The organism is Staphylococcus caprae (assembly GCF_002902725.1).
In the GTDB taxonomy this organism is placed as follows: domain Bacteria; phylum Bacillota; class Bacilli; order Staphylococcales; family Staphylococcaceae; genus Staphylococcus; species Staphylococcus caprae.
In genome coordinates this window covers 18,240-44,904 of sequence record NZ_PPRT01000009.1, presented here as the reverse complement: position 1 = coordinate 44,904, position 26,665 = coordinate 18,240, and the positions used below count along the sequence as shown (strand labels likewise).

Annotated in this window: 27 protein-coding genes; 21 read left to right on the top strand and 6 right to left on the bottom strand. The window is 33.0% G+C overall.

Annotation, left to right across the window (positions count from 1 at the left end; all coding sequences use genetic code 11):
* Nucleotides 1-134: 134 nt before the first annotated feature.
* The gene (locus CD155_RS02250) at nucleotides 135-1,274 is read left to right on the top strand and encodes a CapA family protein (RefSeq protein ID WP_103212407.1); all 1,140 of its coding nucleotides are present in this window, start codon (nucleotides 135-137) and stop codon (nucleotides 1,272-1,274) included.
* Nucleotides 1,275-1,324: 50 nt separating this feature from the next.
* Here the strand turns inward: CD155_RS02250 and CD155_RS02245 are convergent, their stop codons facing one another.
* The 3 genes from CD155_RS02245 to CD155_RS02235 form a co-directional block, all read right to left on the bottom strand.
* Entirely contained in the window at nucleotides 1,325-1,690 is a 366-nt protein-coding gene (locus CD155_RS02245; RefSeq protein ID WP_103212406.1) for a DUF4870 domain-containing protein, read from the bottom strand.
* A gap of 144 nt (nucleotides 1,691-1,834) precedes the next feature.
* On the bottom strand, nucleotides 1,835-2,104 hold the full coding sequence (locus tag CD155_RS02240; protein WP_044466383.1) for a Txe/YoeB family addiction module toxin: 270 nt from the start codon (nucleotides 2,102-2,104) through the stop codon (nucleotides 1,835-1,837).
* The gene (locus tag CD155_RS02235; RefSeq protein WP_103212405.1) at nucleotides 2,097-2,354 is read right to left on the bottom strand and encodes a type II toxin-antitoxin system Phd/YefM family antitoxin; all 258 of its coding nucleotides are present in this window, start codon (nucleotides 2,352-2,354) and stop codon (nucleotides 2,097-2,099) included. Before CD155_RS02235 ends, CD155_RS02240 begins: the two co-directional genes overlap by 8 nt.
* 189 nt (nucleotides 2,355-2,543) lie before the next feature.
* On the opposite strand from CD155_RS02235, the gene CD155_RS02230 reads away from it, so the two are divergent.
* Nucleotides 2,544-3,401 carry an ABC transporter substrate-binding protein gene (locus tag CD155_RS02230; RefSeq protein ID WP_103212404.1) on the top strand — a complete coding sequence of 286 codons (858 nt, stop codon included), beginning with the start codon at nucleotides 2,544-2,546 and terminating at the stop codon, nucleotides 3,399-3,401.
* A gap of 114 nt (nucleotides 3,402-3,515) precedes the next feature.
* Here the strand turns inward: CD155_RS02230 and CD155_RS02225 are convergent, their stop codons facing one another.
* The gene (locus tag CD155_RS02225; RefSeq protein WP_103212403.1) at nucleotides 3,516-5,156 is read right to left on the bottom strand and encodes an alpha-keto acid decarboxylase family protein; all 1,641 of its coding nucleotides are present in this window, start codon (nucleotides 5,154-5,156) and stop codon (nucleotides 3,516-3,518) included.
* A gap of 171 nt (nucleotides 5,157-5,327) precedes the next feature.
* Between CD155_RS02225 and CD155_RS02220 the strand changes: the two genes are divergently transcribed.
* From CD155_RS02220 to CD155_RS02210, 3 genes are all read left to right on the top strand, one after another.
* Nucleotides 5,328-5,774 (top strand): MarR family winged helix-turn-helix transcriptional regulator, encoded by a 447-nt coding sequence (locus CD155_RS02220; protein WP_002444594.1) that lies wholly within the window; start codon nucleotides 5,328-5,330, stop codon nucleotides 5,772-5,774.
* 444 nt (nucleotides 5,775-6,218) lie between these two features.
* Nucleotides 6,219-7,766, top strand: a complete 1,548-nt coding sequence (locus CD155_RS02215) for a poly-gamma-glutamate hydrolase family protein (RefSeq protein WP_103212402.1) — start codon at nucleotides 6,219-6,221, stop codon at nucleotides 7,764-7,766.
* 191 nt (nucleotides 7,767-7,957) lie between these two features.
* Nucleotides 7,958-8,839: a poly-gamma-glutamate hydrolase family protein gene (locus CD155_RS02210; RefSeq protein WP_256605032.1), complete on the top strand. Its 882-nt coding sequence runs from the start codon at nucleotides 7,958-7,960 to the stop codon at nucleotides 8,837-8,839.
* Nucleotides 8,840-8,913: 74 nt separating this feature from the next.
* Here CD155_RS02210 and CD155_RS02205 read toward each other — a convergent pair whose 3' ends face one another.
* Nucleotides 8,914-9,540, bottom strand: a complete 627-nt coding sequence (locus CD155_RS02205) for an FMN-dependent NADH-azoreductase (protein WP_103212400.1) — start codon at nucleotides 9,538-9,540, stop codon at nucleotides 8,914-8,916.
* Nucleotides 9,541-9,812: 272 nt separating this feature from the next.
* On the opposite strand from CD155_RS02205, the gene CD155_RS02200 reads away from it, so the two are divergent.
* Both CD155_RS02200 and CD155_RS13055 read left to right on the top strand, forming a co-directional pair.
* Entirely contained in the window at nucleotides 9,813-9,914 is a 102-nt protein-coding gene (locus CD155_RS02200) for an SE2200 family small protein (RefSeq protein WP_070830057.1), read from the top strand.
* A gap of 133 nt (nucleotides 9,915-10,047) precedes the next feature.
* Nucleotides 10,048-10,173 carry a hypothetical protein gene (locus CD155_RS13055; RefSeq protein WP_256605033.1) on the top strand — a complete coding sequence of 42 codons (126 nt, stop codon included), beginning with the start codon at nucleotides 10,048-10,050 and terminating at the stop codon, nucleotides 10,171-10,173.
* 128 nt (nucleotides 10,174-10,301) lie between these two features.
* Here the strand turns inward: CD155_RS13055 and CD155_RS02195 are convergent, their stop codons facing one another.
* Nucleotides 10,302-11,786, bottom strand: coding sequence for an alkaline phosphatase (locus CD155_RS02195; protein ID WP_103212409.1), 1,485 nt, complete (start codon nucleotides 11,784-11,786; stop codon nucleotides 10,302-10,304).
* 345 nt (nucleotides 11,787-12,131) lie between these two features.
* Here CD155_RS02195 and CD155_RS12875 point away from each other — a divergent pair, with 345 nt between their 5' ends.
* The 14 genes from CD155_RS12875 (at nucleotide 12,132) to CD155_RS02130 (ending at nucleotide 26,537) form a co-directional block, all read left to right on the top strand.
* On the top strand, nucleotides 12,132-12,272 hold the full coding sequence (locus tag CD155_RS12875) for a hypothetical protein (RefSeq protein ID WP_180991827.1): 141 nt from the start codon (nucleotides 12,132-12,134) through the stop codon (nucleotides 12,270-12,272).
* Nucleotides 12,273-12,303: 31 nt separating this feature from the next.
* Nucleotides 12,304-12,969 (top strand): response regulator transcription factor, encoded by a 666-nt coding sequence (locus tag CD155_RS02190; protein WP_103212399.1) that lies wholly within the window; start codon nucleotides 12,304-12,306, stop codon nucleotides 12,967-12,969.
* A gap of 5 nt (nucleotides 12,970-12,974) precedes the next feature.
* Nucleotides 12,975-13,871, top strand: coding sequence for a sensor histidine kinase (locus tag CD155_RS02185; protein WP_103212398.1), 897 nt, complete (start codon nucleotides 12,975-12,977; stop codon nucleotides 13,869-13,871).
* 110 nt (nucleotides 13,872-13,981) lie between these two features.
* Nucleotides 13,982-14,731 (top strand): ABC transporter ATP-binding protein, encoded by a 750-nt coding sequence (locus tag CD155_RS02180; RefSeq protein ID WP_037541718.1) that lies wholly within the window; start codon nucleotides 13,982-13,984, stop codon nucleotides 14,729-14,731.
* A gap of 25 nt (nucleotides 14,732-14,756) precedes the next feature.
* Nucleotides 14,757-16,742, top strand: coding sequence for an FtsX-like permease family protein (locus CD155_RS02175; protein WP_256605034.1), 1,986 nt, complete (start codon nucleotides 14,757-14,759; stop codon nucleotides 16,740-16,742).
* 138 nt (nucleotides 16,743-16,880) lie between these two features.
* Nucleotides 16,881-17,645, top strand: coding sequence for a DUF4064 domain-containing protein (locus CD155_RS02170; protein ID WP_103212396.1), 765 nt, complete (start codon nucleotides 16,881-16,883; stop codon nucleotides 17,643-17,645).
* 312 nt (nucleotides 17,646-17,957) lie between these two features.
* Entirely contained in the window at nucleotides 17,958-19,550 is a 1,593-nt protein-coding gene (locus tag CD155_RS02165) for a solute:sodium symporter family transporter (RefSeq protein WP_103212395.1), read from the top strand.
* 136 nt (nucleotides 19,551-19,686) lie between these two features.
* Nucleotides 19,687-20,874 (top strand): 5,10-methylene-tetrahydrofolate dehydrogenase, encoded by a 1,188-nt coding sequence (locus CD155_RS02160; protein WP_103212394.1) that lies wholly within the window; start codon nucleotides 19,687-19,689, stop codon nucleotides 20,872-20,874.
* Complete coding sequence (locus tag CD155_RS02155) at nucleotides 20,871-21,992, top strand: hypothetical protein (protein WP_002444536.1); 1,122 nt, start codon at nucleotides 20,871-20,873, stop codon at nucleotides 21,990-21,992. The genes CD155_RS02160 and CD155_RS02155 overlap by 4 nt, the downstream gene beginning before the upstream one ends.
* A 384-nt stretch (nucleotides 21,993-22,376) precedes the next feature.
* Nucleotides 22,377-23,105, top strand: a complete 729-nt coding sequence (locus CD155_RS02150) for a zinc-ribbon domain-containing protein (protein WP_103212393.1) — start codon at nucleotides 22,377-22,379, stop codon at nucleotides 23,103-23,105.
* 181 nt (nucleotides 23,106-23,286) lie between these two features.
* A complete protein-coding gene (locus CD155_RS02145) occupies nucleotides 23,287-23,727 on the top strand; it encodes a MarR family winged helix-turn-helix transcriptional regulator (RefSeq protein WP_103212392.1) in 441 nt (146 codons plus the stop codon).
* Nucleotides 23,728-23,743: 16 nt separating this feature from the next.
* Nucleotides 23,744-25,087 (top strand): dihydrolipoyl dehydrogenase family protein, encoded by a 1,344-nt coding sequence (locus CD155_RS02140; protein WP_103212391.1) that lies wholly within the window; start codon nucleotides 23,744-23,746, stop codon nucleotides 25,085-25,087.
* A 12-nt stretch (nucleotides 25,088-25,099) separates the two neighbouring features.
* Entirely contained in the window at nucleotides 25,100-25,594 is a 495-nt protein-coding gene (locus tag CD155_RS02135) for a glutathione peroxidase (protein WP_103212390.1), read from the top strand.
* A gap of 211 nt (nucleotides 25,595-25,805) precedes the next feature.
* On the top strand, nucleotides 25,806-26,537 hold the full coding sequence (locus tag CD155_RS02130) for a phosphoadenylyl-sulfate reductase (protein WP_103212408.1): 732 nt from the start codon (nucleotides 25,806-25,808) through the stop codon (nucleotides 26,535-26,537).
* Nucleotides 26,538-26,665 lie beyond the last annotated feature (128 nt).

Below are 26,665 nucleotides of genomic sequence, written 5' to 3'. Positions count from 1 at the left end.
AATTTAATGTAAAAACAGATAGAAAAGTTAAAATACACTATATTATATTGTTTTCAAAACTAGCAAAGTATAAAATAAAAGTGCTAAGTTCATTAATTTTAAGTATAAAATCTTTTCAATAGGAGCGATAACTATTGTTGAAATATTATATATCTACAATTATATTCTTTCTGGCATTTTTATTCGTAAGTGGATTAGCCCTTGCGACTGATTTAGATACCGAGGCATCTGTCGTAGCGGTAGGAGATAACTTAATACATCCCGAAGTTTATAAGGATGCTAAAACAGGGCAAGATAGTTTTAACTTTAAACCTATGTATGAACCTGTAAAAAAAGATATTCAAGATGCAGATATAGCATATGTAAATCAAGAATCCCCTTTAGGTGGGGACGATCGGCCATATCATGGTTTTAAACGTTTTAATACGCCTAGTAGTATCGCTAAAGATTTAGTCGATACAGGTTTTAACTTTGTAAATGGCTCTAACAACCATGCCATTGATCAAGGAGAATCGGGCGTAAATAATAATATACATACTTGGGAGAAGTTTAAAGATAAAGTATTATTTACTGGCATTTTTAACTCTCAAGAGGCACATGATAACATTCCGACGAAGACAGTTAATGGAATAAAAGTTTCAATGTTAAGTTATACGTTTGGGACAAATGGTATTAAACCTCCACATCCGTATACAATCAAAACATTTGATGAGGAACAAATTAAAAAGGATGTTAAAGAGGCTAAAAAACATAGTGATGCAGTGATTGTATCTGCGCACTGGGGTAATGAAGGACAACATAAACAAAACAAAACGCAGGAAAAATATGCTAAAGTCTTCGCTGATGCTGGTGTAGATGTTGTGTTAGGCATGCATCCACATGTGATAGAGCCAGTTAAATGGGTTGAAGGCAAAGATGGAAATAAAACACTTGTCGCTTATTCCCTGGGAAATTTCTTAAATGGTCAGGCTACAGGAAATGAAAGTAATGATTTATTAGGTCGTCTCAATTTTAAATTAGTGAAAAATCCTAAAGGCGTTAAAGTGGAAAACGTAAAATGGAGAAGTATGGTGAATCATTATGAATTAGCCAATTTATATGACAAGAACTCTAAGAAGGATTTCAAAGTATATCCTTTACATGATTACACGAATCAATTAGCCGAAAAACATGGATTACACTATGTCAATGGGGCAAATATGACTAAAGAAAGATTGCAAGAAATAACTAAAGACGTCATTGATAAAGAGTTCTTAGATGATAAAAGTTTATAGATAATAGAGAATCACGCTAGAACGTGCTTACGTTCTAGCGTGATTTTGATTTATTTAATGAATTCTATTGTGAAAGGGACAACATAATCTTGTCCTTTTAAGACAAAGACGATTGCAATAATTGAATAGACAACTATAACTATACTAAGGATGAATAATAATAAGACGCCAATGAGTAGAAAAACTAAAATAGCTGCAATCACTGTATATATGAGATAACTAATTAAGAAATTAAGATAATTTTTACCTTGTTGATCAATAAATGCAGAATCTTCTCTTTTTATTGCCCAAATAATGAGCGGTCCAAGAAAAGAAGTGAAAAATGATAATAACCAAATCACCATAGCGATGGTCGTTTCATTATCAGAAACTTCTTTAAATGCATAAGGATTTTTAGATTGATTAATCAAATTCATATGTATTATAGCCCCTTTATTTTTATTTACTTTAAATATAAACATTTTAATTATTAAAGTAAATGACTATATAGCACTCATGTTTCATTAATATTTATAAATTTGAATATCAATAGCTGACTGTTTCACGCGAAACGATTGCAATTATAGGTAATGAAATCTACAAGACACTATAAAAATAGAATCATTCTTTATTTTGTATACTAACCGATGTTCAATCGTGATTCTCCTACTATAATAACCTTCATAATTGCCTTTTAGCGCTTCCGGTTTCCCTATACCCTCGATGCAACCATCTCGGGCAATACTTTTAAGTAAAGTATTAATTTTTTTAAAATTTCCTAGATTATGTTGTTGCCAAAATTGATAATCTTTAAATGCTCGAGTTGTAAAAGTCACATTAAGTTTATTCATTTTCATCAATCTCAACTGTAATCGTATCGTTTTGGTTTAATTCTTGAATAGATTTGTTCAGGTGAGACACATTAGCCGGATTAGACTGAAGATACATCGTTTCTAGAATTGCATTGTAATCTTTCTCAGCTAGAATGACAGCATTCTTATCTTCTTTCGTTGTAATTGTGTAAGTTACACTGTCTTCATTTACTTTAGAAATAAGTTCTTTAAAATTTTGACGCGCATTGGAATAATTAATGGATGGCATGTCCTCGTCCTCCTTCATCACTATGATTGTACAATAAATTGTACAACGAACCATTTGCGTTGTCATCAATTTTTTTCGTCTTTAAAATTTTTAATGTTTAAATACGTCTAAAACGGACATAAAAAATATGTAACCTTATTTACTAGACATTATAGAATTTATCATTAATTTTTGGGAGGAATATTAAGCATGACTAAAGAAATTAAACAAAATGTTGGTACAGTACAAGTCCCTGATACAGTTGAATCTGCAGTAGCTTTAGAATATTCATTTGCCGAAGCATTAGTGAAATTAGATGTTAATGTAACTGGTATTGCAGACGATAATAACAAAGAAAATTTAGATGAAGAAACACGTAAAAATGTAGGTAACTATCAATCAGTAGGACATCGTCAAACGCCAAGCGTAGATGATATCAAAAAAGCTGAACCACAAGTCATTTTTGCAGATGTAGATAGACATGAATCCATTTTCGAAGATTTAAATGCAATTGCTCCTACAGTTTTAGTGAAAAGTTTCGATGCAGATTATAAAGAAAGTAAGGAAGCTTTCGATTATATTGCTAAAGTCGTTTCTAAACAAGAAGAAGGTAAAACAATCATCGATAACCACGAAAAAGAAATTAAAGATTTAAGTTCTAAAGTACGTGTAGATAAAGATGTTGCTACAATTGCAGCAGTCGTTACAGATCAAGACTTAGTAATTCATGCTTCTAAATCATATGTAGGTCAATTACTAGAAGATGTTGGTTTCAAAGCTGGCATTTCCAAAGAAAATGAAAATGACTTACCTGAATACATGGGTGCAGATTATCATAAATTACCAATTAGCAAAGTTGCAGATGTAAACCCAGAACGACTCATTGTTATGGTAGATGAAGATAATCAAAAAGATTTCAACAACTTTAAAGAGTCTGATGCATGGAATCAATTAGATGCAGTTAAAAACAATAGAGTTCATGAAGTTAACCGTGAAACATGGGCTAAACATCGTGGATTAATCGCTGCAGAACAAATCTTAGAAGATATCACACAATTTACTGAGTAATTCAGTAGTTTAACAATTTTAATAAATTATATAAATAAAATGCCCTCTTATCAAAGAACTGATAGGAGGGCATTAATTTTGCAATCATTCTATAGGTTTTAATTTTCACAAGAGTTATTTATTTTGAGATGCAAACGCTTTGGCAATTTCGCTAAGTTTAGTAGGCGCATCTTCAACAGCCATTTTCACTTCGACATAATGCATACGATCATTATGTGCTTTAATATCTTCAAATGCTTGCATTAATTCTTCTGAATTGTTTACATCGTGGACTGCCACATTGTCTCCACCGAATACAGCAGGTAATGCTTTATAATCCCACATCTTAATGTCATTGTATGGTTCTTTCATACCGTGAATCATTCTTTCAACAGTATAACCATCATTGTTGATGACAAAGATAATTGGTTTCAAGTCTTGACGAATCATTGTAGATAGTGATTGTACTGTTAATTGTAGAGAACCATCACCAATAAGTAAGACGTTTCTACGATGTGGATTAGCAATTTGTGTACCTAATGTAGCAGGTAATGTATAACCAATTGAACCCCATAATGGTTGTCCGATGAACGTATTGTCTTTATACAATGCTAAATCATAAGCACCAAAGAATGAGGTACCTTGTTCTGCAATTAAGACATCGTCCAGTTGTATGAAATCTTGCATCATATTGAAGTACGTTTCTTGAGTTAATGGTTGATCATTAAGTTCATAATTGTGTGCTTGTGGTCTTTCGTATTGAGGGTAGTCGTTTTCATTTTTAAAATTAAGACCCTTCAATGCATGTACTAAGCTAGGTAATGTGACATCATTTGCAACTGTGTCATTCATCTTGAAGTTCTTGTGATTAATCATTACGACATCATCAATATCGAATTGATAAGAGAAACCAGCTGTTGCTGAGTCTGTTAATTTAGCACCAATATTTAAAATAGCATCACTATTGTTTACATATTCTTTAATCTTATCTTCAGCAATTTCGCCATCGAATATTCCTATATAATGAGGGTTTTCTTCATTAAATGCGCCTTTACCTAATGATAATTGAACAACAGGTATATTCGTACGATCTACAATTTCTTCTAATTCTTCATGCAAGTTGAAACTATTAATTTCATGACCTGCAATAATAAGTGGTTGTGATGCTGATTTGAGTTTATCTTCAATCATGTTTACATATTTTTGAACATCTTGTTGTGGTAATGCTTCAGGTTGGAAAGTTTCTGAAACTTCAATTTCAGCTAATGCTACATCGATAGGTAAGTGTAAATGTACTGGGCGACGTTCTTGTATTGCTGCATTAATTAATCTTGGGATTTCAGTAGTAGCATTTTCAGGTGTGATATAACCTTGTGCAGTTGTAATAGGTTCAAACATTTTACGATAATCATCAAATGTACCTTCACCAAGTGAATGGTGGACAAATTTACCTGCTTCTTCTACTGCGCGAGTAGGTGCTCCAGTAATGGCAATGACTGGCACACGTTCGGCGTATGAACCTGCAATGCCGTTAACTGCACTAAGTTCACCAACTCCAAATGTTGTTACCATTGCACCTAATCCGTTAATGCGTGCATATCCATCTGTTGCATAACTTGCATTCAATTCATTTGTATTACCAATCCATTCTATATGATCATGAGAAATGATATCGTCTAAAAAGGCTAGGTTGAAATCTCCCGGCACACCAAAGACTTTGTCAACTCCGGCTGCGTAAACTGCGTCCATTAAATATTGTCCTACGCGTTGTTTCATATTCAATTCCACCTTTGTATTGTATTTTTATTCCACTTTAAACGATAAACCTTTTGTAAAATAACGTCAACTAACTTGACCTATATTTCGAATTAACTCCTTTTATAAATGATGACGTAATATCCAAAATTTATTATAATAACGGTAACGGACGGAAGGGAAAGAGTAAAGATGACGATGAATAAAAATGATTATGAACACATGCTATTTTATTTTGCGTACAAAACTTTTATCACCACAGCAGATGAAATTATTGAAGAATATGGTATGAGTCGTCAACACCATCGTTTTTTATTCTTCATAAATAAGTTACCCGGAATTACCATTAAAGAATTATTAATCACACTAGAAATATCTAAACAAGGGTCGCATGGTACGTTACGTAAATTGAAAGAAGAAGGATTAATTATTGAAGAAACATCTGAAATCGATAGACGAGTGAAGAAATTATATTCTACGGACAAGGGCGATGCATTGATTCGTAAATTAAATAAAGCTCAAGACGACTTGTTCCATCGTACAAAGCAGAAAGTAGGAAATGATTGGTACGCAATTATGGAAGAATTAGCGAATTATCGTGAAGGTTTCAAAACAATTGAACATTTAAAAGAAGACTAGGAAAGCTGAGACTAAATGTGTGATGTGCTCTCTACAAAGTAGACATTTAAGAGAGCATATTAATGAAGCGTCTCAGCTTCTTTTATAATCATTTAATATATAAATGTGTATTAATGAATATTCTTTCTTACAAGATGAATGACTAATGCAATAAAACCGACTGGTATTAAAAGTATAAGTAATAAAATACAGCCTAAACCGCCTGCACTCATATTTAATTCCCTCCTCGTTTACTTATCTGTATCTAGGTTATATAAGTAATAGAAGGGATTCAATTCCTTTAGAGATATCTTTCAATAATGTAAGGAAAGTTGATTAATGTGAAGAATAAAGTATTTTATAGAATGTTTTAAATGCTGAGTACAACCAAATAAAAATTGTTGCTTTTATAAAAAATTAGTATATTATTGTTTTATGTTAATCAATATTTAAGGGGAAATGTAAATGAAAATAATAGGACTTACACGTGCCTTTTCAATAAAAAAACTATCACTAGGGGCAGTTACTGCATTATTTGGATTAGGCGCGTTTGGAGCAATGGGAACTCAAGCACACGCAAGTACGCATTCGAGCTATTCACAACCAAATCGTACATCGACAAGTGGGAAAAGTACGACAACTAAAACTACAAAATTAACACCAAAAGTAGTTAAACCTGTTCAATATACAAGTAAAGTTCAAACTACAAAGAAAGTTACACCTACCAAACAAACCACTAAAAATGTTAAACCAGTTGTAACGAAAGCATCTACAAGCCAAAGAGTGAATACAACTGCTACTAAAGCACCGACGACTTCTACAAGCAAAACGAAATCCTCTAAGTCAGGCACACATACTCAAACATCTACGACAACCAAACGTTCTACTACTACGAAATCATCAAAAAATTCGTCTACAGCATCAAAAGCTAAAACTACAACACCAACAAAAGCACCAACTTCTACAACTAAGAAATCAACTTCAACAACGACGAAGAAACCTACGACGACGTCAACTACAAAGAAAAGTACATCTAAGTCAACTTCAAGTAGTAAGAGCGGAACAACAAGCCATACAAAAGTACCTAGTAAATCAACTACAACACATCCAAGTACAACCGGTACGAGTACAACCAAAAAGCCAACCACATCGACAACAAAGCCATCTACATCAGCATCAACTAAGACTTCAACAACCAAACCCACAACATCAACAACGACGACAAAATCTACAACAAAAACTACGTCAACATCAACACAACCTAAGACATCTACAACTCATACACCATCTACTACAAATACTAAACCTACGACACCACCGACAACCACAGTTCCAATAGATAGTAAACAAGATGAAATTGGTACAGCACCGGTTGAACGTAAAAAAGATAAATATCAATCTATGACGGAACTTGAAAATCAGACAGTTGAAGGGGTAGATTGGAAAAAAGAAACAAGAGATAATGGAACGAAAGTACTGATTGTAGCACCACATGGTGGAAATATAGAACAGGGTACGACTGAGGTAACGAAGGCATTGGCTAATAAAGGAGATTATGACTATTTCTCATTTGAAGCGATGAGATCTAAAAATAATTCTGATTTACATGTGACTTCTACGCATTATGATGATGCAACGCTCAACAAAATGATAGAAAACCGTACTGCCACTATTTCAATTCACGGTGCAGCTGGTACTGAACAGATTGTATATCTAGGAGGACCAGATTCCGCATTGAGAGATGAGATTGAAGCCCAATTAAAAAGTCGAGGGTTCAAAGTTTTAGTACCACCTGCGTATCTTGGTGGTCAAAATGATAAAAACTTTATTAATAGACAAGATGGAACTACAGGTGTTCAATTAGAATTGACGACTGCTTTAAGAAAGGCTTTCTTCAATAATGGAGATACAAATACTAAGAATCGTACTAATGAAAGCAATTGGACGCCGTTGATGCAGTCATTTGTTGATGCATTATATACAAGTATTCACAATATTTATCCGGAAAAATAAATTTAGTTTGAATAAATTCATTTTTGAAATTTTAACATAACAATCATATAACAATATTGTCATAATAGGGCTAAAGGATGATTTCGTTAGCTCTATTATTTTTTATATTTATAAATGGAAGAAGCGTAATATTCTAATATCAAGAATTTAAACTTTTAGATTTATAAATATATGAAGGGAAATATTTGATTTTGAAAAAGAGAACATCACTGAGTACCTTAAGCAAAAAGAAAATATTAATACTTATTAGCACAGTTATTCTAGTTTTAGGATTAGCATATGCATGCACTAATAAACAAGAATCCAATCATTCAACATTACATCATTCTAAACTACATCACATACCACTGATTGCTGGTCATGATGATGAAAAAGGAAGAGAGTCAGTAGTAAATTTAGAACCTTCTGAGCCAGCTCAAGAAGATGTACATCATAAAGATCATTTTCGTTCTATGACGCAATTATTTAAACATACGAAAAAAGGTGTGGATTGGAAGAAAGAAGTTAGAAAAGTGGGGAGTAACGTTCTTGTTATAGCGCCTCATGGTGGAAATATAGAAGCGGGAACTACAGAATTAACCAAGTTAATCGCTAATGATAATCACTATGATTATTACTCATTTACAGTTTTAAGAAAGAAACATGCAGAAGATTTACACGTCACATCGGCACATTACAACGATCCAACATTATTAAATATGGTGAAATCTAAAGACTTTACTGTGTCGATTCATGGTGCTAAGGGAAATCAACCTGTCATTTATTTAGGCGGATTAGATACACCTTTAAAAGAAGCCATTAAAAAGCAATTAGTTAAACATCATTTTGTCGTAAAAATTGCCCCATACTATTTAGGTGGCGATTTAAAAGAGAATTTTGTTAATGAGAATATAAAGGGTAAAGGCGTTCAGCTCGAATTAACAACGGCTTTAAGAAAATCCTTATTTGTGAACGAGAAACTTTTGCCAAATTCTAGAAATAAAAGAAGTAACTGGTCACCTGTCATGTATCGCTTTTCAGATGCGATTGATAAAGCAGTGCAACAAGTCGATGACTCCGGTGAAGATAGGTAATGAATAGTGATGTTGCTAAAATTAAAAATTCTCAGATACGCATGTGCGCACCTGAGAATTTTTTAATGAATATATTAGAATGTTTTACCTAAGTCCTTAGCTTCTTCAACACCAGCTAATTTGATTTCTTCAGCTTTTTCAGGTTCAGCGTTATGACCTTCAATAATCACTGTTTCATAAGAAGGAACGCCTAAGAATGTCATAATATTTCTTAAATAACGATCTCCAGATTCAACTTCTGCGGTTGGGCCTTCACTATAATAGCCGCCTCTAGATTGAATATGAAGTACTTTTTTATCAGTTAAAAGACCTTGAGGGCCTTCAGCAGTGTATTTAAACGTTTTACCTGCTACTGCAATAGCATCGATGTATGCTTTTAAAACAGGTGGGAAGGATAAATTCCACATTGGGCTTACGAAAACGTATTTATCTGCTTCTAAGAATTCGTCAAGAATTGCTCCAAGACGAGTTACCTTTTTACTTTCTTCTGAAGTAAGTTCTTCGCCTTTAGCTGCTTTACCCCAACCTGTTAATACATCTTTATCAATATAAGGGATATCCTCAGTGAATAAGTCGATATGTTTAACTTCATCATCTGAGTGATTGTTTTGATAAGATTCGATGAAAGCTTTACCTGCTGCCATTGAGTTTGATACAAGTTCATCTAACGGATGAGCTGTAATGTATAATAATTTTGCCATTTTTTGTTTCTCCTTAAAATGTTGTTTATTTGATATAATTATTATACTCAGTTCGGATAATTACACAATATAGTAGATGAAAAATCATCCTAATGGACTATAAGAAAGTTGTTATTGACTCAAATGGAGTTGGCTATGAAATATATTCTCATAGAATTAATATCATATGAATTTGAAATTTTTAAAATTAACTTTAAAATGTGTATAATAGTACTAAAGACTTGAACAGCTTACATGTTCATACTATGCAACTAAGAAAGGAGTGTTATCGAATGAAAAAATTAGCAATCATTTTAGCATTAGCTGGCGCAGCATACTACGGTTTCAAAAAATATCAAAATCACGTAAACCAAGCACCAAACATCGAATACTAAGAATTTCTTTTAAATTAAGTAATCATATTGAATGAATAAGACAAGACCCACGTGGTTCCTGTCTTATTTTTTTATTTTCGGGTAAATATTATATATGAAGTCGATATAGAAGAAAGGATTAGGTGAATAAGTCATGACTAGAAATATTATTATTGGCGTTTCAGTAGCAGTCGTACTAGTAGTTGGAGGATTTGCAGGTTTTAAACTGATTAAGCACAATCAAATGAAAAAAGAAAGTATGTCAAACGCAGAATTATAAATACTTTTAATAAAAATATTTAGATTTATAAATTAAAACCCAGTTAGAACGAGGAAAGGTTCTAACTGGGTTTTGTAATATTCAAGGGTTACTTGGCTAAACGCCGGGATTCCCACATCTATATTATATTATTGTTGATTTTGGTTAGATGCTACATCATTTTTAAAGAAATCGAAAATGTTTTTAGCACTTTGAGTATTTTCCATGTTACCTTTGAATTTACTTGATCCTGGACCATAAGCGTAAGTATTCACGTCTTCACCGGTATGTCCGTTTGTAGTCCAACCAGTATGTGATGCATCATTGATCGGTTTTTGAATTGCATTTTGTAATTTAGTTGTAGCAGCAACTACTTTTGGATCTTTTTCGTCTTTACCTTCTTTTTGAAGTTTGCGTAAATCTTTCGCAGCTTGTTTTACTTTATCCATTTGTTTACTTGGGAAGTTGATACCGTACCCTTCGTTAATCACTTTTTCTGGATCTTTTCCTGAAGCAATCTCTTTAGTCATATACATACCAGAGTGTTTCATTTTATGAATGGCTTCTGGATCCCACTTATAATCTTTACCTTTAGCGATAGTCATACCACCTGTAGAATGGTCGGCTGTTGCAATCACTAAAGTATCTTTATTTGTTTTGGCATAATCGATTGAATTTTGGAATGCTTTTTCGAAACCACTCATTTCAGACATGACACCAGTGACATCGTTAGGGTGAGCTGCCTTATCGATTGAAGCGCCTTCTACCATTAGGAAGAATCCTTTTTTATTTTTATCTAACTTACTTAATGCACTTTGTTCCATATCAACGAGTAAAGGATTTTTTGACGGTGCATCGATTTGAAGTGGCATATCTTTTTCAGAAAATGTTCCTAAAACTTTATCACTTTGAGAATTTAGAAGTTGTGTTTTGTTGTTAACTAAATCGTAACCATCTTTTTTGAATTTCTTATCAAGGTGACCATTTTCTTTACCGAAGTATTTAGAACCTCCACCTAGTAGTACATCTACTTTGTGTTGGCCGTTGATTTTATCATTATAAAATTGTTGAGCAATTTCGTCTTTTTTATCACGAGAATCAATGTGAGCAGCATAAACAGCAGGTGTTGCGTCTGTAAGTTCAGCAGTCGTTACTAAACCTGTCGATTTACCTTGTTCTTTAGCTTGTTCTAATACAGATTTTAAAGGTTTTTTGTTGTTATCAACGCTAATTGCGCCGTTGTATGTTTTATGTCCTGTGGCGAAAGCAGTCCCGCCAGCAGCTGAGTCTGTTACATTTTCTTTAGGATCATTAGGATATGTACGGTTTGTTCCTTTTAAATATTTATCAAACGCAGTAGGGTTCATTTTTTTAGCGCCAGGTTGATTTTTATAATAACGGTAAGCTGTGTTGAAAGATGGACCCATGCCGTCGCCAACCATGAAGATAACATTTTTAGGATTCTTAGTATTACCAAACGCGATGGCATCATCTTGTCCTTGTTGGCCTTGTGCATTTTCTCCTGGACCTGCACCACTTCCAGAAGCGTGCGAGATATTTGAAACGCCTAAAACTGAAGCAGCCACAATTGAACTTGCTATCGTAGTTTTACTCAATTTATTTATAAAATTCATCATTAAGGTACCCCCTAAATAAGTATAGTTATGTATTGCAATTTCAGTATAGAATATGAATTTTGACTAAAAGTAATTTTTAAGTAAATGAATTGTAAATGGATATAATTCTAAAAGGAATTTAAATATAAATTGTTTAAAATTAAATTCAACACATGAGTAAGTGAATCAAAAATTACATTTCTTACGAACCCCAACAGCCATTGAGTGTCAAAATATCGTGATAGAATAACTTATTTAAAAATGTCTTTTTAAGTCATAAACATGTAAAATGAGGATAAACAGAATCTTAATTAATAATAGGAATTTTAACTCTTTGAAGTAGGTGAAATGATGATACTTGTTATGTTATCTCCAATTTTAATCATTGGATTTATTGCTTTAGGTATATTTGAAGAAAGACGAAGAAGTAAAAAGGCTCAAGAACAAAAAGACCAAATTGAAAAAGATAAAAATAAAGTTTATGATTCAGAAGAGGATAAATAAATTACACAATGTGGTTGAAAGGTGAACAGGTATGAAGATTCTCATTGTAGAAGACGACTTAGTGATTGCTGAAAGTTTGGCGAATGAATTGTCAAAATGGAACTACGACGTAAAAGTGGTTGAGAATTTTGACAAAATCATGGAAGATTTTTATGAAATGGATCCGCAGCTTGTCTTATTAGACATTAATTTGCCTACGCTTAATGGCTTTCATTGGTGTCAAGAAATGCGTAAAGTATCCAACGTCCCTATTATGTTTATAAGTTCGCGTACGGATAATATGGATCAAATTATGGCAATTCAAATGGGTGGCGACGACTTTATTGAGAAGCCGTTCAACTTATCGTTAACCATCGCAAAGATCCAAGCCTTGCTACGACGAACATACGACCTATCAGTGTCTAATGACGAATTGGATGTGAAAGGCTGTAAACTTATCCTTGATGAAGCAAAACTAATTAAGGAAGGCAAAGCGGTTCAATTATCACTAACAGAACTTCAAATTCTGAAAATGCTGTTCCAAAATGAAGGTAAATATGTAAGTCGTACAACTTTGATTGAAAAATGTTGGGAATCTGAAAACTTCATCGATGACAATACATTAGCAGTAAATATGACACGATTACGTAAAAAATTATCATCTATCGGTGTGGATCATTTTATAGAAACAAAGAAAAATGTCGGATATAGGGTTTAAAAATTATGTTACTATCATTTATTAAATCAATTCGTAATGAAATCTCAATCGTAGTATGTATATTTTTATTATTTGCACTTATTTTCTTCCTGTTTACATTGCCATTTAGTGCTTTCGGTCTTGCGCTAGGTATCGTGTTACTCGTCATATCCATTCATTGGTGGATTAAATATCTTGGATTTAAGAAAGATGTGCGTCTTAAAGAGACGATTGATAATTTGGAAAATGAATTAACAGAAGTGAAAAATCAACAAGTGGAATATCGTAATGATGTAGAAAGTTATTTTCTAACATGGGTACATCAAATTAAAATGCCTATAACAGCTTCTCAATTATTACTTGAGCGTAATGAAGAAAATGTCGTGAATCGTGTCAGACAAGAAATCGTACAAATCGATAACTATACAAGCTTAGCTTTGAGTTATTTAAAATTACTCAACGAAGAATCCGATATGACAATTTCAGAAGTTGAAATTAACGAACTCATTCGTCCACTTATTATGAAATATAGAATTCAGTTTATTGAACAACATACGCGAATTCATTATGAAAAATGTGAAGATAAAGTTTTAACTGATGCGCAATGGACTTCAATAATGATTGAACAAATTCTTAACAATGCTTTGAAATATGCACGTGGAAAGGATATATGGATTGAATTCGATGCATCAGAACAATCACTTATCATCAAAGATAATGGCGTAGGTATCAGTAAAGCAGATATTCCCAAAATATTTGATAAAGGCTATTCAGGTTATAATGGCAGACTCAATGAAGAATCAAGTGGAATAGGTTTATTTATTGTTAAACATATTTCTAATCACCTGAATCATGAGGTCGATGTAGATTCAACACTTAATGAAGGTACAACATTTAAAATCCATTTTCCGAGAGAAAATTAGCTAAACTTTCAAAACTGTAAGTTTGCCAACGATATTTGTAAGAAATTATGAATGTTGTTGGCGCTTTTTTATTTTATGATAATAAGTGAAATGAGAAAGGGGCATTCATGATGTTATTAGAAGTGAAAAGTGTAAAAAAAGTATATGGCAGAGGGCTTAACTCAACGACTGCGTTAAATAATATGAACTTAGAAATAGAAGAAGGCGAATTTGTAGCTATTATGGGGGAGTCTGGTTCCGGTAAGTCTACATTACTCAATCTCATAGCTACTTTCGATAAATTAACTGAAGGCTTTATTACATTGAATGGTACAGCGATTAATAAATTGCGAAATAAAGAAATTGCCCGTTTTCGCAGGGAAACATTAGGGTTTGTCTTTCAAGATTTCAACGTACTTAATACTATGTCCAACAAAGATAATATTTTGATGCCACTTGTCCTTGCGAATGAACGCCCTAAAACGATGGACGAACGTCTTAAATCGATAAGTACTCAATTAGGGATTCATGATCTACTAGATAAATATCCATACGAAATTTCAGGTGGTCAAAAGCAACGTGTTGCCATAGCCCGTGCACTGATTGCTCAACCTAAATTACTTCTCGCCGATGAACCAACAGGCGCGCTTGATTCTAAAACTTCTAAAAATCTTATGAAACTCTTTAGAGAAATTAACCAAAATAATCAAACGATATTAATGGTCACACACTCTAATATTGATGCCTCCTATGCCGAACGTGTGATTTTTATCAAAGATGGCAGATTATATCACGAAATTTATCGTGGTGAAGAATCTCGAGATGAATATCAGAAACGAATTGCCGACAGTTTAGCCATCTTAAATGGGAGAGGTGATTAGTGTGACATTCAAGATGCTTTGGCAAATGGTTAAACGAAGTTACGTTACACAACGTCATATTATCATCCCATTTATTATTGCTGTCAGTATTATGTTTGCTATAGAGTACATATTAATCTCGATTACACAAAACACCTATACTCAAAAGCATAATAGCTTTTTGCCACTATTTGCCATACTTGGTAATGTACTAATGTCTATGTTGACATTGATTTTTGTTGTCTATGCAAATAACTTTGTTATTAAGAGAAGGCAACGAGAATTCGCAGTGTATATGATTTTAGGGATGGAGAAGAAACATCTTAAAATTGTACTTATTATTGAATCTTTTATTAATTTCATAATTATAAGTTGTATTAGTATGATTGGTGGATATTTATTCGGTTCTTTATATTTTATGCTTATAAGTAAGGTATGGATAGGCAAAAATGCGAGTTTAGTTGATTACCCATTTGACTTTAAGTCCATGTTAATTACTTTAACGATGCTGATTGTAGTTTTAAGCGTTCTCAATATGATTAATATTATAAAAGTAACTTTCCAAAGTCCGCTTAAACTAGTCGATCAAAACGTAAAAAAGTCAGGGAAAACATCTAAAATTTTCACTTATATTGTATTGGTATTGGGCATCCTTGCGACAGGCACTGGGTATAGCATTGCCTTACAAGATAATTCGGCAATGGGTTCATTAGCGTCTATATTTGTGGCGATGTTTTGCGTATTTCTAGGCACGTACTTTCTTTTTATATCTTTAAGCGTTGTAATACTGGATTGTTTGAAAAAAATACCAAAATTCTACTATAAGACCAATAACTTTTTTACCGTATCTAACCTAAGAAGTCGTTTGAAATCCAATGCGGTAAGTTTGGCTACCATTTCATTATTATCTACTTTTCTTATAGTCACTTTAGGTATGACGATTCAAACATACAGAGGTTTCAATGAAAGATTAGATAATATATGGGCGAATCAATATAAAGTCAATATGAGTGGCGACTTTCATAAGGATAAAAAAGTAAAAAAAGATATGACAAAAACAGAAGATTATATTAAAAAACATGTCAAAACTGATACGTTTAAAAGGTATACCTTAGATACAATCAATGCTGAATTAGAAATGAACAAAAATGGTTCAACATTGAATCCGAGCTCAAATCAATTTGATGGTAGATTATTCTATTTATCTAAACAAGTACCTCACTATTTTACAATAACTTTTATGACACTTGCCGATTATAATCATTACCATTCCCATCTTAATCTTAAAAGTAATGAAATTGCCGTTAACACGGATAATAGTTTATTAAGCAAGACTAATAAAATAGAAATTAATGGAACTGTATATAAGGTGAAGCATATCAAAAAAATGAATATCAATACTTTAGATAACGTCATGGATGGTGCCTATATCGTAACGAAGAATAATCAAACAAAGACAAAGATATTTAATTATTTAAATAAAGATAATCGAGAAAAAATTTATCCTTCAAGTTCTCATATAGAGTTTAATAATATGGAAGATAAACCTCTGACACATGCTCAAATGAATAAAATTAATAAAAAGATTAAAGGATTCATAGAGGATAAACCAACGTTTAAGAGGCAGTGGATAGGAGTTAACGGAGGGTTAATATTTGTCGGCACAGTTGTATCATTTGTCTTACTCATTGCGATATTCTTGATGATGTATTATAAACAAATTTCTGAGGGTTACGATGATCGACACGAATACGAAGTCATGAAGAAAATTGGATTAGAACAAAGTTTGATTAAACAAATTATAAACAAACAAATCATCTGGATATTCTCAATACCTGTAATTGTAGCAATGATTCACACCTTGGTTGCATCTAAAATAATTTTTAATCTTCTTGGATTCGTAACAGTTAAAGACATTGGAATGTTTGCGACAAGTTACTTAGGAGTAATTGTAGTATTTATTGCTATATACTCTCTCATGTACTGGATTACTTCGCGTATTTATTACATGATTGTTAATAGTAGACGCTAAATTGTTTAATACTTCAAATTAAATATTTATAATTAAAATGGATATTATCAAAAGTTAGTATCCATTTTTTATTTATCAGGAATAAATCTCATATGTGAGGGTATAAAATAAATAACTTAAAAAGGAGGAATAATAAACATGATTAAACGTACTGGTGAAAAAGTTCTATCCTGGATTGGAAATATTCTCCATCTTTTATACTTAGGTTTTATTGTTTTAATGGTTTCCATGATGGGCAATAAAGATTTTAAAGATGAAATGATTAACAGTAGTCAAAGTTCAAATCCAAACGTATCATCTGATCAACTTAACCAATCTTATGGTATGTTATCAAGTATGGGAACAGGTTTTATTATATTTTTAATTGCATTATTGATTCTTGCAATTATAGGTACGATTTTAATTAGTAAAAAACCTAAAGTTGCAGGTATTTTACTCATCATTGCAGGTATAATAGGTATATTTACAAGCTTTATCGCAGGAATTCTATGGCTTATTGCAGGTATCATGTTATTAGCACGTAAACCTAAAGATGATAACTATGACAACTATGATAATTATGACAACAATAACCATAATGGTGCCTATGCAAATAACGAATATCAAAGTAACAACAATCATGAACGCTATGAAAACGGCGATCAACAAGTAAACGAGAAAAACAATTCATTTATTTTATCTGAAGAAGACAAGAAAAATGAACAACAAGACATTAAAGAACACTATTCAAATGATAGCCACAATGACACTCAAAACGTTAATGGGAATAGAGACAACCATGCCAACCATAAAGACAACAATCATCAAGACTTAAACGCTAATACGTATAAAGATAACGACTTTATTGATAAAGAAGAACAACTTCGCAAAGATAAAAAAGAAGAAGATCCATTTAAATATTAAACAGCTACAAATATTAGTTTAATATTAATGTTCAATATCGACCTGACACGCAAGTTGGGTCGATTTTTTACGCCAAACATATGCATTACGAACGAGTTTCTTACTATTATATAATATAAATTTTCAAACTGATTTGTTTATGAAAATGAAATTTACATACAACTATTGAAAATATTAATGAATTAGTCTAGAATTCTTCAATGCGCACAATTCAATGCGTATATGAAAATGAAGTTTTAAAAATAATATTTACGTCTATATATATCTTGCGTGCAAAGTTCAACTTAAAATTTGAGGGAGGTTGTTTAAAGAATGAATTGGATATCGATATTCTTATTCATTCTAGTTGTAGGGGGTATATCATTATATGCCTATCTGCAATCAAGAAAGGTTAAAACAGATAGTTCGGACGGTTACTTTATGGGAGGTAACAGTCTAACAGGATTTACAGTCGCTTCTACGATTATTATGACCAATTTATCTACAGAACAAATTGTAGGACAAAATGGTCAAAGTTATGCACAAGGCATGGAAGTAATGGCTTGGGAGGTCACTGCAGCTGTCGCAGTTGTATTACTTGCATGGGTGTTTCTACCTAAATATCTACAATATGGTGTAAGCACAATTTCAGAATTCCTAGAACTGAGATATGATACATTCACTAAACGATTTGTATCCATCTTATTTATCTTCACATATGTTGTTTCCTTTTTACCTGTAGTACTTTACTCAGGGTCACTCGTTTTCAACAAAATGTTTAACGTCGACAAATATTTAGGTGTGAGCAGTACTACTGCAGTCATTATTATTTCTTCAGTTATCGGTATCGTAGGGATTCTCTATCTCTTCGTTGGCGGTTTATCATTGAGTGCATTTAGTGATTCAATTTATGGAATGGCGCTCATTGTTGGCGGTCTTGCGATTACAATTCTTGGATTAGGCCACCTAGGTGATGGTAATTTCTTACACGGTTTCGATAAAATGGTCCAAAACACACCTGAGAAATTGAACGGTTTCGGTAAGATAGATTCCGATATCGTGCCATGGCCAACACTTTTCTTTGGTATGTTCTTCAATAACTTATTCTTTTGGTGCGCTAACCAAATGATTGTACAAAAAGCACTCGCCGCTAAAAACTTAAAAGAATCACAAAAAGGGGCAATTTACTTAAGCTTATTCAAGGTATTCGGTCCTTTATTTACTGTGTTACCTGGTGTGGTAGCGTATAACTATTTCAATGGTAGTATCAAAACTTCAGATAACGCGTATCCTGCACTTGTCAGTTCCGTTCTACCTGATTGGGCGTTCGGCTTATTTGGTGCGGTGATTTTCGGTGCGATTTTAAGTTCATTCGTAGGTTCTCTAAATAGTACAACAACGTTATTGACGTTAGATTTCTATAAACCTATTTTCGGGAAAAATAAATCCGACAAACACATCGCACGTGTAGGTCATATTGCTACTGTTGTCATTGGGGCAATTGTAGTAGGACTTGCGCCTGTCATTTCATTATTCCCAAGTGGATTATACGCAGTTGTACAACAATTTAATGGTGTATACAGTATGCCAGTTTTAGTACTTATTTTAGTAGCCTTTTTCTCTAAACAAACTTCGAAATTAGGTGCTAAAGTGGCACTTGCAACACACATTGTGCTATACGCAATTGTCAGTCTTGTATTTACGCAAATCAACTATCTATATACGTTTAGCGTATTATTCTTTGTAGATTTAGCTATTGTATTAATTTTCAATAAGATTAAACCGTCAAGTGAGTACGACTTGAAGTCACGTAAAGCAGTTGTTGATACAACACCATGGAAATATCGTTATATTGCAGGTACTATCATTCTTTTACTCGTTGTATTAAGTTATGTTATCTTTTCACCACTCGTACTAGCGAAATAAATGTTACAATTGGAATTTGATAAATGAATGAACACAAGTGCGCGTTGAAACCCGTATCAATCGGCGTAGACGTACACTTTAGTTATATTAAATTTAATTTTCCTGAAAATGAAAACGAAAGGAGGGTCAATGGTATATGCATACAGTAGGCATCATACCGTCACCCGGTGTTGCGCATGAACATGCGAAAAAAATAATACCAAGAGTAAAGAAACTACTCACTGAACGTATTGACGGGGACAATCACTGGAACTTTGATATTAAAGTAGATTTGATGATTGGTTCAGCGGAGGATGTGCATGAAAGTGTTGATAAAGCTGCAAAACTCAAAGAGCAACATCAATGGGATTATGTCATTTGTTTAACAGATTTACCAAGTATTTCTGATAATAAAGTCGTTATCAGTGATTATAATAGTGAGAAACAAGTGGCAATGTTATCTTTGCAATCACTTGGCGTTATTGATTTAAAACGTAAATTGATCAAAACGGTAACTTCTTTGATTGAACAACTTTATTATGAAAGACCAAAAAGTAAAAATGCGCCTCATCCATTTGTACGTATGAAAGCAGTTGAACCTGAAGAAGATGAATCATCTAAAGAGCGCTATATTAATACTTTGTTTATTATGAGTTGGATACAGCTCGTTGCGGGGCTGACACGTGCAAATCAACCGTGGAAGAATATATTTAACTTTAAGAAGATTATATCTGTAGCGTTTGCGACAGGAACTTATATTTCTATCTTCTCCATGCCATGGGAGTTAAGTGTCATCTATTCACCGTTCAGATTAATATTATTGATGGTCATTGCCATAGTAGGAATGGCAGGATGGCTCTTCTATGCGCATCAGCTATTGGAGAGAAAGACTGCAAAGTCGCAACGTGTGTACCGTTATATTTATAATTCAACGACACTCGTCACTTTAAGTATGATTACACTTATCAATTATTTCATTTTATATATCTTACTAGCGATTAGTATTACATTATTTGTTCCTGTCGATTTATTTAATAGTTGGACAAGCGCTAAAGCGCAATTTACATTTACGAATTATCTGCGATTGATTTGGTTCGTCGCATCATTAGGTTTATTAGCAGGTGCTATGGGTTCCACAGTTGAAAATGAAGAAAAAATACGTCGTATTACGTATTCTTATCGACAATATCATCGTTATAAAGAAGCTGAACAAGAACAAGAGCAACAAGAGGAATCTCAAGATGTTTCTCATCAAAAAGTGGAACAACAAGCATCTAGTAATGAAAATAAAGATGAGCAATATGAAGGCAAAAAACAAGGACACAGAGAGGAGGATGAGTCATGACAGAAACAGAAAAAATAACAATTGGTCTTGTTGTAGCACCTGGTGTCACAGAACGGTTAGGTGAAAGTTTAATCCAAGAACTACCAGACGTACTTTCCGAACAGTACAACAATAAGAAGGAATGGACGATTGATTTAGTCACAGATCCGTTAACTGGTTTCGCAGAATCTGTAGATGAAATTTTCAAGAAAGTTGCAGATTATCATGATAAACGTCAATGGGATTACGTTATTTCCATCACAGATTTGCCGATGTTTGCTGAACATCAAGTGATGGCATTGGATATTAATATGTACAACGGCGCTGCTATCTTTTCATATCCTGCATTTGGATGGCGACCTGTGAAGAAAAGATTTAAACAAGCAATAGTAAGCATCATTCAAGAATTACACGAAGCGGAAAATGTAGATCGTAATTATGATGATAATAACAATATTGAAACTTCTGTTAGTAGACAATTTCCTCTCTCGAAAATTAGTAAAACAAAAGTATATTTAGAAGAGACAGACTCTTACCATTTAAGATATTTATCTGATTCACGTTCTAGAGGTATGTTTAGACTTGTCAGTGGGATGACTTTCGCGAACAATCCATTAAACATGATGGCAAGTTTAAGTAATATCGTAGCAATTGCCTTTACAACTGGCGCATTTGGTTTAGTGTTTACGACAATGTGGCAAATGGCAAATAGTTTTTCAATGTGGCGTTTATTTGGCATTTCAATTATAGCGATTATCGGCATGCTTATTTGGATAATGATGTCACACAATTTATGGGAATCTATCAAAGAGAGCAACAATAAACGCATTACTTGGCTATATAATGCAACAACAGTCATGACTCTAGTCATCGCAATTATCATCTACTATATTATTCTTTACTTGTTATTCTTAATTGCCGAACTTGTATTACTACCAGCTGATTTCCTCGGTCAACAAGTAAGTCTCAAAGGTCCCGCTGGTCCAGACCTTTATCTAAGTATTCCTTGGTTTGCAGCTTCCATTTCAACAGTTGCAGGTGCCATTGGTGCAGGTCTTTTAAATGACCAATTAATTAAAGAAAGTACCTATGGCTATCGACAACGCATTCGCTATGAAGATAATTACGATGAAAAATAAATAGAAAAAATTTCATACTTATTTGAAGTATGATAGAAAGGGTCTGAATGCGAATGATGAGGTACAAATGTTGGCTGAGACGACACGGTAATGATCAAACAATACGAAGTAATTTGAAAAAATAACCACTCCAAAAAAGTTTGGAGTGGTTATTTTTATATGTATAAAGATTTTAATGACTGATGTTGAAGTATAACTTTTACATTTAAATAGGAGAAGTAAGGTAAATAAGAGTAATTTTAACTATTAAGAGTATAGATTTTCTATAAAAAATAATTTAAAATATTGTGTAACAATTTATTTTGGAGAGAAAATGAAATCAGGTTTAACTCAAGTAAATAAACTTAGGGAAGCGTATTTTTTAACGGAAAAGAGTGAAGCGTAATGAAATATTGTCCAAATTGCGGAAATCAATTGAAAGAGGGACAATCATTCTGTAATAAATGTGGAACGCATATTAAACAATCGAATCAAAATCATTCACCTCGATCGAATGGTAATCATCGAAATTATCAACTATATCAACAGAAAGAAGAGAAGAAACCCACAGGGTGGATTGTATTGTTATCCATCGTCTTTGTTTTATTAATTGCAGCAGTTCTGTATGGTGGGTATTACGCCTATAATCATTATGTTAAGAATGATGATACGGGAGCAGAATCAACACAAACGACTCAAACGGATTCGAATGATTCGCAAAGTAAAAGTGATTCAACTTCCAAAGGTCCTCGCATTGATATCTTTAGTAGCGATTTTGATAAAAATTATATGAAATCTGCTTCGACACGTGGATATCACGGTATATACAAAGGTATGACACGTAAAGAAGTGGAAGATAAATTCGGTGAATCTAATGGGAATGTAGAGGGTTCAAATTATAATTATGAAACATATGGCAACTTGGCAGTGGCTTATGAAAATGATGAAGTTGTTCAAGTGGGGATAGCACCAAGTAATGTCTCGGAAGACCAATTTATCCAAACATACAACGAACCAGATGAAAGAAAAACCAACCAACTAATTTATGACAGTAATAAAGATAATGATTTCTCAGTATTAGTTAACATTAAAGATGGGAAAGTCTCTGTTATCGAAAATGTTGATCAAATATAACTTTTAATCAGTATTGATGAGATGGTTGAGAGGGACAGTATGATGAGAAGAGTAAAAGTTGCAAAGAGTTGCGAAAGCAACTCTTTTTTTATTTGGCATACAATTATGCAGAATTTTTGATTTGCATTATACAATGTAATAGAATGCAATCAATCGTGTACGATTGAAAAGAGGTGAATGTGTGAATCAACAATACAGAGGACTTGCGAATCAACTATGTTTTTCCGCATATAATGTAAGTCGCTTATTTGCACAATTTTATGAAAAAGAACTTAAACAATTCGGTTTAACCTATTCACAATATCTCGTGTTATTAGTTTTATGGGAAAAGGATGAACAACCACTGAATGTCATTGGGCAACAATTAGATTTATCTAGTAACACGTTGACACCACTTTTAAAAAGACTCGAACAAGCAGGATGGGTTAAAAGAGAACGCGCGCAAGAGGATAAAAGACAATTAATTGTTTCGCTTACTCACAAAGGTCATCAACAACAAGATGCTGTTTTCGAAGCCATATCTCGTTGTTTACCAGAAGAGTTTAATATAGATGAATATGATGAAACCAAGCAAGTATTTGACGAACTAGAACACACACTCAAAGCACTCATACAAAAATAAGTAAAGGATGAGGAAAATGAAAAAATATGACGTTGTATTTCTAGGAAGTGGACACGCAGCATGGCATGCCGCATTAACTTTAAAACAATTTGGTAAATCTGTTGCGATTGTTGAGAAAGATTCAATTGCTGGAACATGCACTAACTATGGCTGTAATGCCAAAATTTTACTTGAAGGGCCATACGAAGTCTTAGAAGAAGCGAAACAATATTCAAATATCATTAACACTCAAAACCTCGCCGTGAATTGGCAAAATTTAATGGATTATAAAAAAGAAGTGATTCACCCGATGTCAGGCAGCCTTAAATCAATGTTTGAACAACAAGGCATTGATGTCATTATGGGAAAAGGTAAAATTGTGGATGAATATACCATCGATGTAGAAGGTAATCAAATCCAAGCAGATTTCATAGTGGTTGCTACAGGTCAGCACAGTAATAAATTAGATATTGATGGGAAAGAACTCACGTATGATAGTCGTGATTTCTTATCAATGGAATCTCTACCCCAAAGTATAACTTTTATTGGAGCGGGTATCATAAGTATAGAATTCGCATCTATCATGATTAAATCAGGTGTTGAAGTTAATGTGATTCATCATTCAAATGAACCTTTAAAAGGCTTTAACACATCTCATGTAAATAAATTAATTGAAAAACTAAAATCAGAAGGCGTACAATTTTATTTCAATGAAAATACTCAATCAGTTAAAAAAGACGGACAACATTTTGTTGTGACAACTGAATCTGGGTTATCTATTGAAACAGAGTACGTACTAGATGCGACAGGAAGAAAACCAAACGTGCAAGAGATTGGTTTAGAAAATGTAAACATTGAATTTAGCGATAAAGGTATAAAAGTCGATGATTATTTAAGAACAAATGTGAAAAACATATATGCAAGTGGCGATGTAATTGACAAGACGATTCCTAAACTAACTCCAACTGCAACATTTGAATCTAATTATATCGCTGCGCATATTCTTGGATTAGATCAGAATGCAATTCAATATCCAGCAATTCCTTCAGTATTATATTCATTGCCAAGATTGTCTCAAATTGGTGTCACAGTAAGTGAGGCTCAAAAGAGTGATGACTATACTGTTAAAGATATTCCGTTTGGTAAACAGATGGTGTTTGAATATAAAAATGAAACTGAAGCAGAAATGTCTATAGTATTAGATCGTCATCAACGATTAGTCGGTGCAGAAATTTATGGTAATGATGCAAATGATTTAGTCAATCTATTAGTATTTATTATTAATAAACAAATGACAGCTCAAGAATTAAATCAAAATATTTTTGCTTTCCCTGGAGCATCTAGTGGCGTTATTGATTTATTAAAATTCGCAATGATGTAGAGGTGTATCTCAATGAGTAAGGATGTTTATGATATAGAAGTTGAAAATTATGATGGCTCTACCTACTTTTTAGAAAAATATAAAGGAAAAGTTCTAATTATTGTAAATACCGCAACTAATTGCGCATTAAGTGATCAATTTGAAGGACTAGAAACGTTATATCAACATTATAAAGAAGAGGGCTTAGTCATTCTAAGCTTTCCATGCAACAACTTTGACAACCAAGAACCGGGGTCGATAGAGGAAATATACGACACGTATCGACAACAGTTTGGTATCACATTTCCAATTCATTCAAAGACTGATGTGAATGGAGAAAATGAACATCCTTTATATACTTTATTGAAACGTGAAAAACCAGGATTATTTGGTTCACAAATCAAATGGAATTTCACTAAATTTATCATTGATAGAAATGGTAGAGTTGTAGGAAAATATTTACCATTTGATAAGCCAGAAGAAATGGAAGCACACATCAAAGAATTATTAAATGAATCCAAAGATTAATGATAAGTTTCCTTCAAAGTCGTTCTAAATTGAATGACGCTTTGAGGGAAATTTTTTTATTTATTTTCTAAAAATTAATCATGAATATTTACACTCTCATCTTGACTTTCAATATAAAAGTAGTTAAAGTATAAAACATAATTATTCTGACAATTCAGATAGGAATTAACATAATTGAATAAATTTATGAACAAGGGGGTACCATAAATTGATTTCAGTAGATAAGATTACTTATCAAAGTTTTACGGGCGATCCATTTATTAACGCTATCAATACTGACGATGAAACAAAGGGCGCTTATCAAATATTAAATTGGGCGTACAAAACATATGGTGACGACATTGTTTATTCTTGTAGTTTCGGTGCGGAGAGTATGGTACTCATCGATTTAATCTCTCAAATTAAACCAGATGCTCAAATCGTTTTTCTAGATACTGATCTACATTTTCAAGAAACCTATGATTTAATCGATAGAGTGAGAGACAAATATCCACAACTTCGTATTAAAATGAAGAAACCAGAACTTACATTAGAAGAGCAGGCTGAAAAATATAATCCGGCCTTATGGAAGAACAATCCAAACCAGTGCTGTTATATCAGAAAGATAAAGCCACTTGAAGAGGTATTATCTGGAGCTGTAGCTTGGGTTTCTGGATTAAGACGTGCTCAATCACCAACACGTGCTAACACAGATTTTATTAATAAAGATGAACGTTTTAAATCAGTTAAAGTATGTCCGTTAATTTATTGGACAGAAGACGAGGTTTGGGACTACATCAAGAATAATAATTTACCTTACAATGAATTACATGATCAGCATTATCCTAGTATCGGCTGTATTCCATGCACTGCGCCTGTATTTGACTCGAATGATTCACGTGCTGGAAGATGGTCTAACTTCGAGAAAACAGAATGCGGATTACATGTTGCTGACAAACCATAAAGGTAAAAAAATTTTTTACAATTAAAACCTAGTATTCCGATAAGGTATAAAGAATGAGTTGGATTTTGATTATGTGAGTATGATGTTTGAAATGATATACGAAGAACATTCTCGGTGGCTCATGTATA

Coding starts and splice junctions, on each gene's coding strand:
- CD155_RS02245 (WP_103212406.1), bottom strand. CDS start 1,690: ATGAATTTGATTAATCAATCTAAAAATCCTTATGCATTTAAAGAAGTT.
- CD155_RS02240 (WP_044466383.1), bottom strand. CDS start 2,104: ATGAATAAACTTAATGTGACTTTTACAACTCGAGCATTTAAAGATTAT.
- CD155_RS02235 (WP_103212405.1), bottom strand. CDS start 2,354: ATGCCATCCATTAATTATTCCAATGCGCGTCAAAATTTTAAAGAACTT.
- CD155_RS02230 (WP_103212404.1), top strand. CDS start 2,544: ATGACTAAAGAAATTAAACAAAATGTTGGTACAGTACAAGTCCCTGAT.
- CD155_RS02225 (WP_103212403.1), bottom strand. CDS start 5,156: ATGAAACAACGCGTAGGACAATATTTAATGGACGCAGTTTACGCAGCC.
- CD155_RS02220 (WP_002444594.1), top strand. CDS start 5,328: ATGACGATGAATAAAAATGATTATGAACACATGCTATTTTATTTTGCG.
- CD155_RS02215 (WP_103212402.1), top strand. CDS start 6,219: ATGAAAATAATAGGACTTACACGTGCCTTTTCAATAAAAAAACTATCA.
- CD155_RS02205 (WP_103212400.1), bottom strand. CDS start 9,540: ATGGCAAAATTATTATACATTACAGCTCATCCGTTAGATGAACTTGTA.
- CD155_RS02200 (WP_070830057.1), top strand. CDS start 9,813: ATGAAAAAATTAGCAATCATTTTAGCATTAGCTGGCGCAGCATACTAC.
- CD155_RS13055 (WP_256605033.1), top strand. CDS start 10,048: ATGACTAGAAATATTATTATTGGCGTTTCAGTAGCAGTCGTACTAGTA.
- CD155_RS02195 (WP_103212409.1), bottom strand. CDS start 11,786: ATGAATTTTATAAATAAATTGAGTAAAACTACGATAGCAAGTTCAATT.
- CD155_RS12875 (WP_180991827.1), top strand. CDS start 12,132: ATGTTATCTCCAATTTTAATCATTGGATTTATTGCTTTAGGTATATTT.
- CD155_RS02190 (WP_103212399.1), top strand. CDS start 12,304: ATGAAGATTCTCATTGTAGAAGACGACTTAGTGATTGCTGAAAGTTTG.
- CD155_RS02185 (WP_103212398.1), top strand. CDS start 12,975: ATGTTACTATCATTTATTAAATCAATTCGTAATGAAATCTCAATCGTA.
- CD155_RS02180 (WP_037541718.1), top strand. CDS start 13,982: ATGTTATTAGAAGTGAAAAGTGTAAAAAAAGTATATGGCAGAGGGCTT.
- CD155_RS02175 (WP_256605034.1), top strand. CDS start 14,757: ATGGTTAAACGAAGTTACGTTACACAACGTCATATTATCATCCCATTT.
- CD155_RS02170 (WP_103212396.1), top strand. CDS start 16,881: ATGATTAAACGTACTGGTGAAAAAGTTCTATCCTGGATTGGAAATATT.
- CD155_RS02165 (WP_103212395.1), top strand. CDS start 17,958: ATGAATTGGATATCGATATTCTTATTCATTCTAGTTGTAGGGGGTATA.
- CD155_RS02160 (WP_103212394.1), top strand. CDS start 19,687: ATGCATACAGTAGGCATCATACCGTCACCCGGTGTTGCGCATGAACAT.
- CD155_RS02155 (WP_002444536.1), top strand. CDS start 20,871: ATGACAGAAACAGAAAAAATAACAATTGGTCTTGTTGTAGCACCTGGT.
- CD155_RS02150 (WP_103212393.1), top strand. CDS start 22,377: ATGAAATATTGTCCAAATTGCGGAAATCAATTGAAAGAGGGACAATCA.
- CD155_RS02140 (WP_103212391.1), top strand. CDS start 23,744: ATGAAAAAATATGACGTTGTATTTCTAGGAAGTGGACACGCAGCATGG.
- CD155_RS02135 (WP_103212390.1), top strand. CDS start 25,100: ATGAGTAAGGATGTTTATGATATAGAAGTTGAAAATTATGATGGCTCT.